We start from the raw sequence: 17,887 nt of genomic DNA, 5'->3' as shown, positions 1-17,887 counted from the left end.
GTGTTTTATCTCTATAGTTACTGTTGTCATTGCAAATGACTAATGAGCATCGGTCCATAATTATTACTCAATAAAAGAACACTTCTTAATGCAAAACTACATATACAGCAATCCTACTGATAGTATTGTAACTGACATTTCAAAGGGGGTAATCGAGATAACAGGTATTTTTTCGTGTGAAGAAGAAATACTAGATGAATTTGATGGCTGGTTGGACAATTATTTGGTTTCACCTCATAGCAAGACAGAGCTGTGTTTTCATATCGCTGATGACATAGAACCTTCAGCGAAAGCATTCCTTAGCTCAATACTCAGGAAATGTAATGCTTTCGCTAATGCAGAATCGATTATTATCTATTGGTATTATTCTGATTTAGAACAGAAAACTTATGAACTAGGGAAGGAGCTTGAAAAGCTTTTTGAAAAAGGGTTTGTATTCAAAAAAGAAATTACAGGCAATAAAGCATCGGCTTTAGAGCTCATTCGCAAAGCCAATAATGCCGTTGAACAAGGGATATTAGCACAAAGCTTCAAGTTTTTCAATCAATATGTGGAGTATCATAATGAAAAATGGAAACAGGCTTTTGTTTATAAGCTTGCGAACAACATTATTCATTCCAATGTGCTACCAGTTTTTGTTGGGAAAGAATACGACTTGTTATTAACGACTGAAAAAGATTTGTCTGATGACGAGTTTAGTTATGGGGTGTATCTAACTTATTTTTTCGAAAGTTCACAAAGCCAGGTTGTTTGTAACTCCCGTTACGAGGCTGTAATAAAACGGTTGGCCGAAGTGAAGGAAATGATAGAAATGGTTTTGGATGATGACTATGATCTTTTTGTGAAAGCACTTGTTTTGGCAAGAGATAGTAAAGATTGTTTTATAAACCATAATTTGTTTCAGATTGAAGAAGGATTGATCTTATATGCTAATCTCGAAACATTTGATTTGCAAGACCTCTTTAATTCCAATGAGCTCGACGAGGTGTCTGATGATTATCGGGATTTTACGATGGCTTTAGGAAAGTTTTTGATCGAAGAAGAGAAAAAAAGCGTAGAAGATAACTGTTCAGAGCCAATAGATAAGGTGGTAACTCCACCAGAACCTGTTATTGCATCCAGTAAAGTGAGAAATATTGCCAGTAATCGCTTTATTGAGTTTGTTGACAAATCCAGAGTAGCATTTGATAATTACTCAGAGAAGAATACCATTTTTCAATTGTCACCCAACATGGTGTTTTTAACTCACGGTAATATCGAAATAACAAAACTGGCCAAGTATTATTCAAATATTGCACTAAAGAACTTTAGCGTCAATGTAGATAGTTTTAACTTTCGTACCATTAGCTCGCAAAGCGAACTGGCATCAAAGCTAAGTTCGTTTTCAGATAAAATCATTGTCATCGCAAACCTTGAAAAGGAGCTGAATGCAGAGCGAAACCTAACACTTGATGTGAGTCGCGAAGATTTAATGAACTTCCTGTGTGACCACATTGAGAAGGATAAATGTAATTTATATGTGTTAGGGATGAGTCGCAAAAGTTGGGAGGCTTTGTCGGCGCAATACCAATGTTTAAAAATTTGTTTTCAGCATGTGTTTGAGTTTAGCGAGTATACGGCTGAAAACATGTTACATTATTACCAAAAAGAATTAGAAAAAATTGGAGGCGAACTTCATTACGAAGCCCGTGATTTGGTGCTCGAATACTTTGCGTATATGAAGCAGAATGTTCCACCATCTCATTATCGTCCGATGTTATCAAAAATGCTGGCTCGTGAATCAAAGCTTAATGCTATTTTACGAAAACCTGTTGAGTACAATCATTTGGTATGTGTGCAGCGTGGCGATGTTGAAAATTCAATAAAGGATGAATATCAGTCGACCCATAAACTATCGCTCCGTGAGGTTTCTGAAGATTTAGATAAGCTGGTTGGACTATCGAAGGTTAAGAACCAGGTAAAAGAGCTGTCAGCTTTGGTTAAGATGGAGCAATTGCGGAAAGAAAGTGATGCTACGGTGTCATTAAATTCTTTGTTTCTAGGTAATCCAGGTACCGGAAAAACCACTGTTGCCGAAAGTTACGGGCAGATTTTTAAAAGCATAGGTGTATTACCCAAAGGACATGTTGTAACGGCGAAGCGTCATGATATTGTTGGTCAGTATATTGGAGAAACAGCTCGACAGATGAAGAAACTCATCGATCAGTCTTATGGAGGCATTCTGTTTATTGATGAAGCCTATGCTTTGTATAAATCTGACAATGACCGTGATTATGGTCATGAAGCTATTGATACGCTGGTAAGCGAACTGGAACTAATGCGAAATACATCATGCGTTGTTTTAGCTGGTTACCCCGATAAGATGATGCACTTTCTTGATTCCAATCCAGGTTTGCGAAGTCGTTTTCCAAATACCATCCATTTTGAGGACTATACGGTTGAGGAGCTGTTAACTATCTTCAATCAGCTTATTCATTCAGGAGGTTACAAACTTGATGACGAAGCCATGCCTGTTCTGAAAGAGATAATTGCTCATCTGGTGGTGAATAAAGACCATAATTTCGGTAATGCCCGCGAATGCAGAAACCATTATGAAAAATTAAAGCTGATACAAGCTGCGCGTATTATTTATGATCATAATCAGGAACACAACGATATTAATCAGTTTACAAAAGCAGATGTGGAAAAATTAGCCATGGCTTCTTTATCCAGACCCAATAATATAAAACGTAATAAAATAGGATATTAAAAATTAAACCAAACTCAATACCTATGAAACATGATATATTTATTTCGCACTCTTCCAAGGATAGTAAACTCGCAATGACAATTTGCGATGAACTGGAAAAGAAAGATATTAAAGCATGGATAGCACCCAGAGATTTAATACCTGGAAATCCTTATGGGGCTGAAATTGTAAGAGGAATTGAGAATACCAGTATTGTTCTGTTGGTATTCACCGAGAATTCATATAGTTCTGCACCTTGTCGACGGGAGATTGAGCGGGCTTGTAGTCACAATAAAATAATCATTAACCTTCGTTTTGAGGATATTCCACTGGATTCTGAGTGGCAATACCTTATTTCATCGGTTCATTGGTTAGATGCTATCAATTTAAAGCTTAGCCTGGTACTCCGCGAATTGACGTCATTTGTAAAAACTCAGTTAGCATCTGATATCGACACAAGTAATACTCCGGCTTTGGCTAAGGAGGTGGATGTTTTTTTGAAGCAATCAAATGAAGAAACCTTGAATTGGTTAGGAGAGGTTACTTCTAAGAATAATAAACGGTTTCTGGCCAGTAATGCTCATAAGTACAACCCGGAGTCATATGTTGAACGCGAGTCGTTCCAGGCCTTTTTTAAAGAGAACAAGACTAAGCCGCTTATGTTTGTTCTTGGGGAAGCTGGTATGGGGAAGACCAATGAGATGTGTAACTTAATTCAGCAGCTTTCTGATAAAGATGAAACATCGTGCCTTGCTTTCAATAGTCAGTTGCTAGATGAAGGGTTTAATAGAGTGTTACATGCAGTATATACTGATAGCAGAAGATTGAGCCTCGAACATATTCTTGAGAAGATCAATCAGGAAGCTAAAGAAAGTGGTGTCAGGCATTATTTTTTCTTTGATGCCATCAATGAGGCCAGTTCTTATCCTGTTGAAGAAGAGCGTTTCGCTGCTTATCCTTATGTGCAGTTGCTTAAGGATGTAGTGAATCTGTTGCTGGATGAAAAATATTCTCAATTTACGCTGGTTGTGTCGTGTCGTAATACTCCTTTCGAGCATCTGAAAAACAGAATTGCTACGGAGCTATATATGGACATGGCCAATGTGCCTATTTTCTCGCTCGAACGTTTTAGTAACAATGAGTTAATTGCTGTTTTTGATAAGTACTGCGTGCAATATGGTATCCAAACGAGTCGGGAACAATTTATTTCGCTTGAATTTGCTAAAATACGAGATAGCCTGTCATCACCTCTGTTGTTTAAACTCGTTGTTCAGAGTTATGAAAACAAAGAATTACCAAATCATATTGAGCAATATGACTTTGTGGTGATAGTTAAAAACTTATTAAGCAAAAACTTATTTGAAAGTAATTTTAGTGCTTATGAGTTGTTGCTTCGATTAACACAAGTCTTTCGAAAGAAGCATATCGATAACCTGAATATTGCCAAGATTTTGGGCTCTAACGATAAGGAGCTGATTTCTCTAAAAGAAGCTTTTATTGGGGCTGATGGCAAACTGTCAGAAGTGAGTAGTATTTTGTTTAAAGACGGGTATCTAAAGTATTCCAATGGAAGCATTCGTTTTACATATGAAAAAGTGCAGGAAGCCTTATTTGAGATTTCCTTTTTTAATGAATATGAAAACCAATACGAACGTGGTATTATCCCGGCAAAAGTTTACGAAGAGATTATCTTAGAGCAAAAGCTCGAATACGATATTGTAAGTTATTCATATTTGTGTAATGCATTGGTTAATAACTATCTGGTAACAAAGGATGACGAGTGTTTGAAGACCACGGTATTAAACTCCAGGCACCGGATACAGGTATTGGGAGCACTGTTGTTGTCTAAGCTAAGTGCCATAGGTTATGAATCAACAGCTCGTGAGATGGTGAAAATGATGCTGTATTCAAGTGACTCTGAAATATTGGATTCGGCACTGAAGACGATTAGTATTTTTTACCATCAATATAAAACAGCCGATGAGTTTAAGGTCATTGCTAATACGCAAAAATCACCTACAAACTACTTTATTAACTTGTTTAACAACAGTAATAACCATGAAGTTTTAAATAAAGCCGGGGTGTTTATTTACAATATCATCTTGCAAAATAGCCACCTGGCCGATCAAATACTGAATGAGCTGTATGTTGGTATTCTAAAGGGGAATACCATTAATATGAATTTTATGATGCAACTGGGCTTGTTGTCATTTGTTGTATCGATTGATAAGTTGGTGAATGAGAAAGAAAATATTCAACAATGCAAGGCAGCTATAAATGATAATGTACTCTTATATTGGAATAAAATATTTGAGAAAGTATTCGATTCAGGTTGTAAAGTCTACCATCCTGATCATGAAAAAGCTTCAAAGTATATCAGTTTAATACCGGGTTTCTTAAGAAATACCTTGTTGAAGATGGGTATTAAATTAGCCATGCTAAAATATTTTAATATACAGTCGGATTATACAAATAACCTTAAAGAGTACGAAAACTTCTGGAAAAACCTTCCTGCTAAATCAAGTAATGGCGAGTGGTCAAAAAGAGCATTTAGTGAGATAACGGAGTTGTTTGATTCTAACATTCCTTTGGATCAAAGCAAATCAAAACTCATTGTTGAAGGCATCAAAACAGGCGATGTACTAAGTTTTATGATGATTGAGCGCTTACTCATTATTCGTGGTATGCATGATTGGCAACCTGTGCGGGAGATTATTGAAAAGGCACTCAGTTTAAATCAAGCAGATAGTGACTATGTGCCGTATATTCAGATGTCTTATTGTTATGTGTTGTTTCACATTATTGACAAGTCGCTGGTTAATGAGTGGCGTGATGACATAGAAGAGGTGGCTTTTAAATTATTAGAAAAAACAGCACTCCAATGGTCAAAGACTACTTATGGGCGATTTAAAACGCCCTACATCGATAATGTAAAGACCAGTTATGGTTATTATAAGCAATTTGTAATTAACTGGTATATTATTGCAGCTTGTAAAAAAGCTGGTGGCGATAAATATGGTATTGACCATATGCCAATGTTAAAAGAACTGATTGACGAATTGGTGAGTTCAAAAGAAAAAGATAGGGATTTGCTTTTTTATATTATTGAAAATATATCACTTACAGCAACTAACCTGGGTAAAATATACAGTGCCCTGGCACTTTATGATTATATCCTTTCAAAGGTCAATACCGAAAGGCTTCTTGATGAATTTAATTTGCCTAAAGAGACAGAAGAATACAAGGATAAAAAGTTAGATGAGTACATGATTAGTATTCTGAATACCATTCGGTCATTTTTTCCTAATCAGACTTTGCGATACGAAGCGGATAAATTAATTTTACACAAATTCCAAGGTAATCCTTTAGCTGCTGCCATCTTGAGCAAAACAAAGGTGATTACTGTTACAGAGGAGACTTTAGGTTCATTACTCACTAGTCGTTTTGGAAATTTCTTCGTTTGGGGGCTCAATGACCAGGATGTACGTTCTTTCTTTATCAAAGTTCTGACATGCTCCGAAAATGTAAAGAATGGAAAAGATTGGGCTTTTAAAAGTATTCAATATGCTTTTAATGATTTGTTAAAGGTTAAAATCTAATGCAGTATGAAAATCCTTAAAATAGTGTTGGTAGCTGTTGTTGCTCTTATTTTGGTGAGTTTTACAGTTAATAACTTTTTCATTAATTCAGAAATGATAGATAGAGAAATAGCAGTAGTTGGCCATCGGGGCGCTGGAGCTTTAGCACCTGAAAATTCGTTGGCCGCCATTAATAAAGCCATAGAGCTTCAGGTCGATCTAATTGAGATTGATGTGCAACGAACAAAAGATAATGTCATTATTGTGTTGCACGATGAATCAATTGATCGCACCAGTAATGGAGAGGGCGTAGTTGGTGAGATGACATTTAAGGAGATTCGTTCGAAACAATTGCTCGATGCTAATGGGAAAGAATCAGACCAAATTATCCCAACTCTTACCGAAGTGATGGAGCTGATAAATGGTCAAACTCAGTTGTTAATTGAAATTAAACAAGGGAGTGAGGTTTATCCGGGTATCGAAGATGAAATAGTAAAACTAATTGCAGACAAAAAAGCAGAAGCCTGGTGTGTAGTCCAGTCTTTTAATGATGATATTCTTCTGAAAGTACATGATTTGAATCCTGATTTGCGTCTGCACAAACTTTTTTACGGTAATATTTTCGGTTTAGGGATAAAGCGTAAAGCCCTGGATGCCTACCCTCATGTTGAAGCATTTAATTCCTTTTATTGGCTTACAAGCAAGCGCTTTGTTGAAAAAGTGCATCAACTTAATAAGAAAGTTCATGTATGGACGGTTAATAGTGCAGGAGCGGTGAAGCAAAGTAAGAAAAAAGGCGTAGATGGGGTTATAACGGATAATCCCACTTTGCTTGAACAGTAAGTGATATCGACTGCTAAGTTTCATACATAGGCTAATACTACTTGTGGATAAAAGTAATGAAAGATGTTCATCAATAAGCCTCTTTTTGAAGCACCATTGGTGAACATCTATCGTTAGGCGATTTCAAATTTGCATCTGAAATGGCTTAATATATTTTAATGGGACTTGTTTACTTTTAATAAAATTCAAAGTAAATTTGATAATTCATTAACCTACAGTCTTTAAGCAATTCGTGTTTCAGAATTTTATTATTAGCCTAAAAATTTAAGAACATGAGAAAAACTATTAAAGCATTTGCTATGCTTATTGGCATTGGCGCTATTTTGTGTATCCAATCCTGTGAATATCTCGATTCTATTGGCGGTTCTAAAGCCTTGAGTGATAAGCTAAATCAGGAGCGTATGAAGGTTGGTCGTGCTTTACTCGAAGTGACAGGAGGGGGAATAGATGAAATTCTTCCTTATTACGCAGACGATATCGAATATCATGATCCAATCGTTGATATTTTTGGAAAAGAACACATGACCGGTTTCCTTTATCAGCTCATCGAAAACTCATCACCCGATTTGGAGACAATTGTTGAGGAAGAAACGATTATTGATGATGTTTATTCAGCTACATGGTTGATGAAAGGTACTTTTAACGGGATTTATTATGAAGCCAAAGGGATTTCAATTTTCAAGTTTAAGCCTTATTCTTTAAAAGTGTATTACCAGCGTGATTATTATTCTGAGGGCGATATTATGGCTACTTTAAGCAGTCCAGATCCAAATGTGCCTGGCCTGGACCAATTAATGTGGTTCTTCAGAGAGCAGTATAAGTGCTCTGTTGTTCCAGGCTATCCTTGTTCACTTCCGCCACCTTCTCCAACAAATGTTCCACAAGGTTTGAAAGGAAAAACGCTGTTTAATAAACAGCTTAGCGTCGCTCGTCTGCTGGTTCAGCTTGATGCCAATAATTGGCCAACCGTTATTCCTTATCTGGCTGATAATTATGAATACCACGATCCTATTGTTGATATCTACACGCCCACTACGATGGCTGAATTCCTGGCTCGCTTGTTTGACGGCTCAGAAGATTTATATACTGTTGTAGAAGACGAAACCCTTGTAGATGATATTTATATGGCCACATGGACCATGACAGGTATGGTGAACGGGGCTGTGATAGAAGCGCCGGGCATGTCTATTGTGAAGTTTAAAAAAGGAACTAAAAAGGTTGTATACTCACGTGATTATTACTCTGAGGGTGATATTATGCTTGGTATTGACCAGCTTCGTGAAGCCGTTTATGGTTTTCGCGAATACTACCTTTGTGCAGTCGATCCAAAGCACGATTGTCAGTTGCCACAATAAAGTTGAGGTAACATAAAAAGTATAAAAATAGCCTGGAAGTATACTTCCAGGCTATTTTATATAGTGCCTATTGCTTTAATACTTAATTGATAGAGCTTTGGTTCTGCTGGAAAAATTCTTCCAGGTTAACAGGCTTTCTGTTAATCTTTAAATGCGCTTCATCATGTTTTCAACCTCTTTAATCTGGGCTGTCAACATTTTTTGCTTATCCAGTTTTTTGGCATCCATCAAATGAATTTTAGCCAGTTTTTTATTCCTCTTCGAGAGATAGAAACCTGCCAGATTCAGCTTAGCCATGGCCTGATCGCTTTTCAGACGAAGTCCGGTTGATAGTGCTTTTTTAAAACTTTTCTCAGCCAATGCCGGTTGATGGGTTTGCGCTTGCGTTAATCCCAGAATGTAGTAATAATAGGCTTCCTGGCTTTGTATCATATTCTCCGGGTGTTTCACTTTTAAAAGCATACTTTCTGCTGAAGCAAACTTGTTTCTTCGGATAAAGTAAAAGGCCAGCAGGTTCTTTTCATTTCTAAACTGAAACAAAACAAACAGTAAAGCAATAAACACAGCTAGCACACCCCAGCCAACAAAGCCATTGATAAAAAGAAAAACTGATGAAATAGTTATAAGGATGGCAATTATTAGTCGTATGAATTTTCCAATCATGATTAAACGTTTTTTATTTTATGCCACAAAACAATACAATTTGAGCAATAAAACAAGGGTTTGAGAGCAATCATTTTCTTTAATTGTTTTATTGTGTTGTGATGCAGTAAACTACATTGTTTTTTTGCAATGGCAAATCGTTGTTCAGGCACCTGAATATTGATAGAATCCTATTCAGTATGGATTAAGATTGCGTTTTATGAGACAATATTCAATGAATGGATACTAAAATAACAAGACTAATAATACCTAAAAGTAGGGATTTGAAATAACTATTAATTAACTACTTTTGTAGGTGTGAAATTAAAAATCTATTCCATATCATTATTAGTATCATTCCTGGCAATATTAAGCCATCAAATGATACCACATCATCATCATGATAGTGCTTTGGATAGCTTTTCAAATTTTCAAACACAAGCTGAAGCTCATGCCCATGATGGTGATTATGGGCATCATCACCATCATGAAGATAAAGATACGGGTAATGCACACAGTCATTCGTTTCCGCCACATGACCATTCATTAACATCTGAAGATTACAGTTTTGCAAGATTGATAATAGATTCAGGAACAACCTTAAAAGTAAGCTCTTTTGTTGTTCTCCTTCTAAATACTACAGAATCTATAAACGATCAACTTCTTAATAAAAAGGAAAGAAGGTATTCAGATATACCATTTCTGATAAAATCATTATTTCAACCCGGAGCCATTGGCTTACGGGCACCACCTTGTATGGCCTAAACTCTAGGTTAATACTATCTCATTTTTATTTTTTATTAATCTTCCGCAATCATGCGGAATAAAAATCAATCAATTATGAAGCGATTCATGTATTTATTGGTGTTCTCTGTTTATATGTCATTTATGGCTGTTTCTTGTGGTTTAAAGTCTGAAAAGACCTCTGACCACGGACATGAGCATGGTACTGAAACACACGATCATGACCACGACCATCACGACCACACAGAGCAGGAAGAGTTTGTTGTATCGAAAGACACAACAAAAACCTCTGAAGAAGAACACCACGACCATGACCATGATCACGACCACGACCACGACCATGATCATGATCATCAACATTAATCAATATTCCGTCCCGTCCCGATAACAAGCGGGATACGGGACGGAATAATCAAACAAACATTAAAAAAATGAATAAAATATATATAAGTATTGTTGCAGCATTAGGATTATTGACATCCTGCCTCAACAATCAAAACTCACACGGTCACTCACATGATGTTATTGGAGGCCATGCAGCTCATGATGACCATGCGCATGAAGCAGGAGCCTTAAGCTATACCCTGTTTGCAAATAATTTTGAGCTATTTGTTGAGTTCCCTGCCTTATCAGTTGGACAAACCAGTTCGTTTGCGGCTCATTTTACCGACTTAAGTACTTATAAACCTGTTTCTGACGGTAAGCTGACGGTAAGTATCGTTAAAGGCGATAAAGGCATTCGTCACAGTGTAGATGCACCTGCGTCGCCAGGTATTTTCCGTCCATCACTACAACCCAAAGAAGCCGGTACTTACAAAATGCTTTTTGAGTTAGTTAGCTCCACCGGAAAGGTGACCTTTGAAATACCGCAAGTGCAGGTGTATGCCAGTGCAGATGAAGCCGCTCATGCTATTGAGGAAGAAGCAGAGGGTGACGAAATCAGTTTTCTGAAGGAGCAAGCCTGGAAAACAGATTTCGCAACTCAGGAGGTCATTTTGCAAGCCTTCTATTCTGTTATTCACACTTCAGCAAAGGTTGGCGGGCAACCACAATCATCCGTCGCAGTCAATGCTCAGGCTAATGGTCAGGTTAACCTTTTTGCCATAGCCGGACAATCGGTAAAGAAAGGTGAACTGCTGGCAGTTGTTACCGCATCGGGTATTGAAAACAATATCGACATCAAAATGAGCGAAAGCAAAATTGCTTATGAGAAGAGTAAGGCTGACTATGATCGTGCTAAGCCGCTGGTAGCTAAACAAGTGGTTTCTCAAAAGGACTACCTGCAAATAGAATCTCAATATAAACAGGATTCCATAAAATATTATCAGTTGGCCAGTCAGGTTTCGCAGGATGGCTTAAAAATCACATCGCCAATTGATGGGTTTGTAGATGGGGTTCATGTTACAAACGGACAATTCGTTAATAATGGTTCTGTAGTGTTGAAGGTGAGTAACAGAAACAAACTACTTATTGAAGCCTTTGTTAATCAATCGGACTTTGAAAAAGTAAATGGGATATTTGATGCCAACTTTACTTATGGTGACAAAAAAGAATCAATAACGCTGAAGCAGCTTGATGGGGAAGTTGCTTCCAGCAATGCTTTTATCACAGAGGGCATCACCAGAATACCAGTCAATTTTACGGCTTTTAATAATGGGCAATTAATGCCCGGCATGTATGTGGAAGCTTTTCTAAAAACAGGTAAGAAAGAGAATGCTTTGGTTATTCCTTTATCAGCCATCATTGAAGAGCAGGGAATGTATTACGTTTTTGTTCAAACCGGAGGAGAATCCTTTGTAAAACGTCAGGTTGAAATAGCTAATAATGATGGTATTCTTACTGAAGTTAGCTCAGGTTTATCCGTTGGTGAAAGGATTGTTACTCAGGGTGCCTACCAGATAAAGCTGGCGGCCATGGCGGGTGATTTACCGCTACATGGTCATACGCATTAAATCAGGAAGCTATGTTGAAACGAACATGGATTTTAGCATACTCAATTGCTTTGAGAATGACTAAAATTCAGCGGGTGTTTCAGATGGCAATAGAAAAGAAAGAATATACATATGAATAAGATAATTGACTTTTCTTTAAAGAACAGGCTTCTCGTGCTGTTTATGGCTTTCATCCTTTTGCTGGGAGGAAGTTATGTGGCCACCCAGATGGAAGTTGATGTGTTTCCCGACCTGACCGCTCCATCGGTAGTGGTGCTGACAGAGGCACATGGTATGGCCACCGAGGAAGTGGAAAGGCTGGTCACATTTCCAATAGAAACAGCCGTAAACGGAGCCACCAACGTGCGACGGGTCCGTTCATCATCGGCGACAGGCATATCTATTGTATGGGTGGATTTTGAATGGGATACCGATATTTTTAAAGCCCGGCAGATTGTTAGTGAAAAATTAGCAACTGTTGCCGAACGTTTACCTGAAAATGCAGGTAATCCAACACTGGCACCCCAGTCATCTATTATTGGTGAGATAATGGTGATAACTGTTTCTTCTGATTCTTTACCGCCAATGGATTTAAGAACCATAGCCGACTGGCAGGTGCGCAACCGCTTATTGTCAATTGGCGGTGTGTCACAGGTGGTTGTTATGGGAGGTGATTTCAAACAGTATATTGTTGAAGCTGATCCTGAGAAGATGGACTATTATGGCGTTAGCTTTATGGAGCTGTTTGAAGCTTGTGATCACCTGAACCAAAATGCCACAGGTAGTTTTTTGAACGACTTTGGAAATGAGTATGTGATACGTGGTGTTATCAGAACCAGTAATCTAAGTGATATTGGAAACTCGGTCATCAAGGTTGTGAACGGACATCCTGTTTCCGTTAATGATGTGGCCGTAGTCAAAACAGGTGCGGCTCCTAAAATTGGCGCCGGTTATTTAAACAGCCAGCCGGCTGTTGTGATGACGGTTTTAAAACAACCCAATACCAATACTTTGGTGCTAACCGAAAAGATTGATGAAGCCATAGCCGGTTTGCAGGAAACATTGCCATCGCATGTGAAAATAAGAACAGATGTTTTCAGGCAGTCTGATTTCATTATCAGAGCAGTTGATAATGTTACCAGAGCACTGCTCGAAGGCGGATTATTTGTCATGATCATTCTCTTCTTATTTCTGTTGAATTTCAGAACCACTGTTATTTCGCTTGTTGCTATCCCTCTTTCGTTGCTGGTGGCAGTCATTACACTCAGGTGGATGGGGTTAACCATTAATACCATGTCATTGGGAGGAATGGCCATTGCCATTGGTTCATTGGTGGATGATGCCATCATTGATGTGGATAATGTGCTCAAACGCTTAAAAGAAAATGCACGGCTGCCAAAAGAAAAGCAGGAATTGAAATTGAAGGTGATCTATAATGCTTCAAAGGAGATACGGGCATCTATTTTAAATGCCACATTGATCATTATTGTGGCATTCGTTCCTTTATTTTTTCTTTCAGGCATGGAAGGGCGCATGTTACAGCCATTGGGCATTTCATTCATTGTGTCTTTGTTTGCATCCTTAGTGGTGGCCATTACGCTTACTCCAGTTATGTGTAGCTTTTTACTGACCAATGATAAGCAATTACAGGCTCACGAGACGGGTAGCAGATGGGTGCGATGGCTGAATAAGAAATACGGACTGGCACTGGAGCGCTCATTGCATTTCAAGAAATCGATGATCGGGTCAGCAGGTGTATTATTCATTGTCTCCATGTTTGTATTCTTTAATCTGGGCAGAAGTTTCCTGCCTGAATTTAATGAAGGAATGCTCACATTGAGTACAGTTAGTCTTCCGGGTATTTCACTGGAAGAGAGCAATAAAATGAACCTGCTGCTTGAAAAGGAAATGCTTGAAATGAAGGAAATCAATACCATTGTGCGACGCACCGGGCGTGCCGAACTGGACGAACATGCACAAGGTGTTTTCTCATCAGAGGTTGATGTACCTTTTGACTTGAACGGTCGCTCTAAAGACGATTTTCTGGAAGAATTGCGAAGTCGGCTGGGAACGATACGAGGCATCAACATTACGGTTGGCCAGCCACTGTCGCACCGCATTGACCACATGCTTTCCGGAACAAGAGCTAACATTGCCATCAAAGTGTTTGGCACCGATTTGCATAAAATGTTCTCATTGGCAACACAAATAAAATCGAATATCTCCGGAATAGATGGTTTGGTGGATGTGAACGTAGAGCAGCAGGTGGAAATTCCACAATTGCAAATCAAACCCAAACGTGAAATGCTTAAGCAATATGGCATCCCGATTAACGAATTTGCGGAGTTTATTGATGTGGCTTTTGCAGGGGAAAAAGTGTCGGAAGTATATGAGGGCAATATGAGCTTTGACCTGATTTTACGATACAACGACAGGTATCGCCACTCCATCGAAGCTGTTAAAAATACTTTGATTGATACGCACGATGGTCATAAAGTGGCTTTAAAGGAAGTCGCCGACATCATTTCTGCTTCAGGCCCCAATACCATTAGCAGGGAAAACGTGCAGCGTAAAGTGGTTGTTTCTGCCAATGTTTCGGGGCGCGATTTAAGAAGTGTTGTTACCGATGTACAGGATAATATAAAAGAGAACATTAATCTGCCTGAAAACTATTACATCGAATATGGCGGACAGTTTGAAAGTGAAGAAAAGGCATCGAGCCTGCTTTTCTATACTTCGCTTTTGGCCATTCTCATTATCTTTCTTCTACTGTATATGGAGTTCAGAAACCTCACTGTATCAGGTATTATTCTGCTTAATCTTCCTCTGGCATTGATTGGCGGAGTTGTTAGCATCTGGTTAACCTCAGGCATGTTAAGTATTCCGGCTATTATTGGTTTTATTACCTTATTTGGCATAGCTACGCGTAACGGAATATTATTGGTTTCGCGTTATAATGCCTTGCAGGACGAAGGAGAACCGCTTTATAAAGCCATTATACATGGTTCGATGGATCGCTTAAATCCTATACTTATGACGGCATTAACTGCGGCACTGGCCTTAATACCGCTGGCGTTTGCCGGAGATCAGCCCGGAAATGAAATACAAAGCCCAATGGCAGTTGTCATCCTTGGTGGCTTATTCAGCTCCACATTGCTCAACGTGTTTATTGTTCCTGCGGTGTATTATTTAATTAAGAAAAAGGAGGCGAAATAATGAAGAAATTAGTTTATATCTTTTTGCTTTTAACTGTTTCATCAGCTCTGTTCAGCCAGTCTTTTGACGATTTAATGCAGAGCATCGAGCAAAACAATCCCAGGTTGCAGACCCTTCAAAAGTGGCTGGAAGCAGAAGAAGTGTATTCAAAAACAGGTGTGTATCCTAACAATCCAACAGTTAGTTATAACTATTTATTTGGTAATCCTGATAATATTGGTGATCAAAAGGAATTTGAAATTATTCAATCCTTTCAACTGCCGGGTTATTATACTTCAAAGGCCGATTTGCAGAAATTAGGTTTTCAGCAAAAGCAAGCCCTGGCCGAAAAAGAGAAACGGGATATCATGCATGCTGCCAGAACACTTTATTTTAATTTGGTTTGGCTTCAAAAAAGAGTGGAGTTTCTCGAAAAACGAAATTCTGAAGCTGCAACTCTTGTTACTCTAATGAAGGAAGGGCTTGACGGTGGTGAAGTGTCGAAACCTGCTTACGATAAGGCCCGGATTTATGCCATTAGGGTTAAAAACCAATGGCAACAAACCATGTCTGAGCTCAGTATTTATACTGAGCAGTTGAAACAGCAAAATGGCGGCTTAGGCATAGATAACCAAGAGTATAAATATCCTGTCGACTGGGCATTGCCTCAACTGGACTCCTTGCTTTTAAATCTGGCAGACACAAACCCTGACTTAGTAATGGCACAACTGAAATTACACGAAGCAGAAACCAATATTAAGAATTCCAGAATGGAAAGCTGGCCCAGCTTTGAACTGGGATATAAATCAGAAACTATTTTGAATCAAAAGTTGCAGGGTATTCATGCCGGATTATCCATTCCTTTATGGCAAAATAAAAACGCCGTGAAGTATGCTAAGTTGCAAACTGAATGGTCGATGGTGAATTTAAACCAACAGGAAAGTGAATATAAAACGAAGGCTTCTACTCTGTATTCTGAAGTTGTGACATTGAAAAACAGTTATGAAGAGATGAAAGTCATCATGGATGAGCAACAGCTTTCAGAGAGCAATCTGGAGTTACTGAAATCCGGGCAGATTTCGTTTTCAGAATACCTGGTTGATGCAGATTTGATATGGGATAGCCAGAGTCAATACCTGAGTTATGAACATGATTATTTTAAGTGTTTAAGCCAGCTTAAAATGATGGAGTAATATTAATATGGAGGAGGGTGTCCAAAGATAAAGTTTTAAGCTAAGTGCGATAGCTATCGCATTTGGCGGGAAATAGTAATGTTTTTGGACATTCTCCTCCATACGATTGTAGTTTTTACTATACACATACAGATCATTTTAAAATATGATTGGTATAACTGCTTCAAATAGTTTTTTATCTGCAGTTCTTTCAATAAATACTCAATTGTCTATCCGGTCTTCTTCAGCCTCCATCTTATTTTCAGCGAAGCCAGTCATCTTTTCTATGGTGGCGGTTATATTTTCCCCGGGCACGACTTATTTTGCTTCAAACGCCGGCTTTTAGCACTCCGGTGTTTGACAAATTTTCTCCAACGCCGAAGAAATTAGCTTCGGTTTCGGAGTGTAGCAACAGGTCTTTCGGAGACCAATGAATGGGCCTCGCTGAAAAAAAATGAAACCATCAGAGAAAAAAGAATCAGGACTTGAGAAAAATAAGGGAAGGGCAGAGCAAAAAGAAGCGTGAGTTGAGCTTTTCAGGTGGTAGCATTAGAAATACAAACAGAAGCCGGAGCTTTTAAAATTGAAGGCGAAGAAAATAACTGATTGGACGGAGCATTTATTATGAAGTGCTGAGAAAGGCACTGCAAAAGTTGGACTTTTGTAGCACTCACTAAAACCATCCGGGCGCTAAGCGGTTAAATGCTATAGGTCGTAAAAAAATCCGGAGGTCTGCGTCCGGATTTCTCTGATTTACTCTTCTATGTTAACCTTGCGTCGTGTACTTGGGAAACGAGTTTTCAGGTCGTCGTATACTTCTTTTGCACCTGGAACGTTATTCTTGGCTGCTAACTTCACATTGTTATAAAACAATAATGCAGTGTTATAGGCTTCACTGCCTGCCAGCATAGCTGTATCGTTTATCTGACTTGCCAGTTCGTTTAATAAACCTTCAACCGGCAATAAGCCTGTGGCATCGGCTACATCAATATCAAAATCTTCCTGTTTGGCAAATGAGGGCATAAGCTCAGGATATTGTGTGCTGTAGTCATGCGAATTTGTAACGAAAGCCAATGTCTTTTCACCCATCTTGGGTAAGGCTCTTCTTTCATCTTTGGTTAAAGTGGTTGAATAAGGAGCCAATGCACTTTTAACCTCAGTTAATTTAGTTATGGCTGCTTCAATCACATCCTTTGGGATGCTTTCCGAATGATTATTCTTCATTTTTCATATATTTGAAATGTTACAATGAGCGCGAACCACGCTGCCCCAAAGTTTGCAGACCGACGGACAGCTGTGATTCGTGCTTTTTAATTAATAATAAATTAACAATAAAATTACTTTCGAAACAGATTTTCCTTGATTAACGCCCGTTTTATTTTGATAAAGATGAAAATATTACTGACTAACAAAAATAGTATATCTGGGATGGGTGTTGGGGTTGTTAATCAAACAAGTTGGAGGATGTGGGTGTTGATTGGGAGTGTAGAATTTATTTAACTAAAATTCGAAAAAGCAAAACCTCTTTTAAAAGTATTATCCACGCCCAGGTCTCTGTGAAGTTTGTTGTTAATAGTGGAATATGTATATTATTTTAAGAAACTGTTTAAATTTTGTTTTTGTGAGTTATTTTGAATGAATTATGCTCTCATATGAAGCAAAACCGATGCGAAACACAAGTTCGTGAATACCCATTAAA

11 protein-coding genes are annotated in these 17,887 nt (G+C 38.3%); 9 read left to right on the top strand and 2 right to left on the bottom strand.

Translation table 11 applies throughout. From position 1 onward, the window contains the following. Nucleotides 1-88 precede the first annotated feature (88 nt). The 4 genes from J1N10_RS09115 to J1N10_RS09100 all read left to right on the top strand — a co-directional run bounded on the left by J1N10_RS09115 (nt 89) and on the right by J1N10_RS09100 (nt 8,504). On the top strand, nt 89-2,749 hold the full coding sequence (locus J1N10_RS09115; RefSeq protein WP_262326387.1) for a SiaC family regulatory phosphoprotein: 2,661 nt from the start codon (nt 89-91) through the stop codon (nt 2,747-2,749). A gap of 23 nt (nt 2,750-2,772) precedes the next feature. After that, nucleotides 2,773-6,327 (top strand): toll/interleukin-1 receptor domain-containing protein, encoded by a 3,555-nt coding sequence (locus tag J1N10_RS09110; RefSeq protein ID WP_262326386.1) that lies wholly within the window; start codon nt 2,773-2,775, stop codon nt 6,325-6,327. 6 nt (nt 6,328-6,333) lie between these two features. Beyond that, nucleotides 6,334-7,149, top strand: a complete 816-nt coding sequence (locus tag J1N10_RS09105) for a glycerophosphodiester phosphodiesterase (RefSeq protein WP_262326385.1) — start codon at nt 6,334-6,336, stop codon at nt 7,147-7,149. A gap of 272 nt (nt 7,150-7,421) precedes the next feature. Then, complete coding sequence (locus J1N10_RS09100) at nt 7,422-8,504, top strand: nuclear transport factor 2 family protein (protein WP_262326384.1); 1,083 nt, start codon at nt 7,422-7,424, stop codon at nt 8,502-8,504. A 147-nt stretch (nt 8,505-8,651) separates the two neighbouring features. Here the strand turns inward: J1N10_RS09100 and J1N10_RS09095 are convergent, their stop codons facing one another. After that, complete coding sequence (locus J1N10_RS09095; RefSeq protein ID WP_262326383.1) at nt 8,652-9,167, bottom strand: tetratricopeptide repeat protein; 516 nt, start codon at nt 9,165-9,167, stop codon at nt 8,652-8,654. A 360-nt stretch (nt 9,168-9,527) separates the two neighbouring features. Between J1N10_RS09095 and J1N10_RS09090 the strand changes: the two genes are divergently transcribed. From J1N10_RS09090 to J1N10_RS09070, 5 genes are all read left to right on the top strand, one after another. Further along, a complete protein-coding gene (locus J1N10_RS09090; RefSeq protein WP_262326382.1) occupies nt 9,528-9,911 on the top strand; it encodes a hypothetical protein in 384 nt (127 codons plus the stop codon). Nucleotides 9,912-9,986: 75 nt separating this feature from the next. Further along, the gene (locus J1N10_RS09085; protein ID WP_262326381.1) at nt 9,987-10,253 is read left to right on the top strand and encodes a hypothetical protein; all 267 of its coding nucleotides are present in this window, start codon (nt 9,987-9,989) and stop codon (nt 10,251-10,253) included. 68 nt (nt 10,254-10,321) lie between these two features. Next, nucleotides 10,322-11,842, top strand: a complete 1,521-nt coding sequence (locus J1N10_RS09080) for an efflux RND transporter periplasmic adaptor subunit (RefSeq protein WP_262326380.1) — start codon at nt 10,322-10,324, stop codon at nt 11,840-11,842. A 111-nt stretch (nt 11,843-11,953) separates the two neighbouring features. After that, nucleotides 11,954-15,037, top strand: coding sequence for an efflux RND transporter permease subunit (locus tag J1N10_RS09075; RefSeq protein WP_262326379.1), 3,084 nt, complete (start codon nt 11,954-11,956; stop codon nt 15,035-15,037). Continuing rightward, nucleotides 15,037-16,209: a TolC family protein gene (locus J1N10_RS09070; protein WP_262326378.1), complete on the top strand. Its 1,173-nt coding sequence runs from the start codon at nt 15,037-15,039 to the stop codon at nt 16,207-16,209. The genes J1N10_RS09075 and J1N10_RS09070 overlap by 1 nt, the downstream gene beginning before the upstream one ends. 732 nt (nt 16,210-16,941) lie before the next feature. On the opposite strand, the gene J1N10_RS09065 is transcribed toward J1N10_RS09070, so the two are convergent. Further along, nucleotides 16,942-17,412 (bottom strand): hypothetical protein, encoded by a 471-nt coding sequence (locus J1N10_RS09065; RefSeq protein WP_262326377.1) that lies wholly within the window; start codon nt 17,410-17,412, stop codon nt 16,942-16,944. Nucleotides 17,413-17,887 lie beyond the last annotated feature (475 nt).

It is taken from the genome of Carboxylicivirga litoralis (genome assembly GCF_025499605.1).
Classification (GTDB): Bacteria; Bacteroidota; Bacteroidia; order Bacteroidales; family Marinilabiliaceae; genus Carboxylicivirga; species Carboxylicivirga litoralis.
The sequence above is the reverse complement of the archived record's forward strand: the minus strand, read 5'-3'. Positions and strand labels throughout refer to the sequence as shown.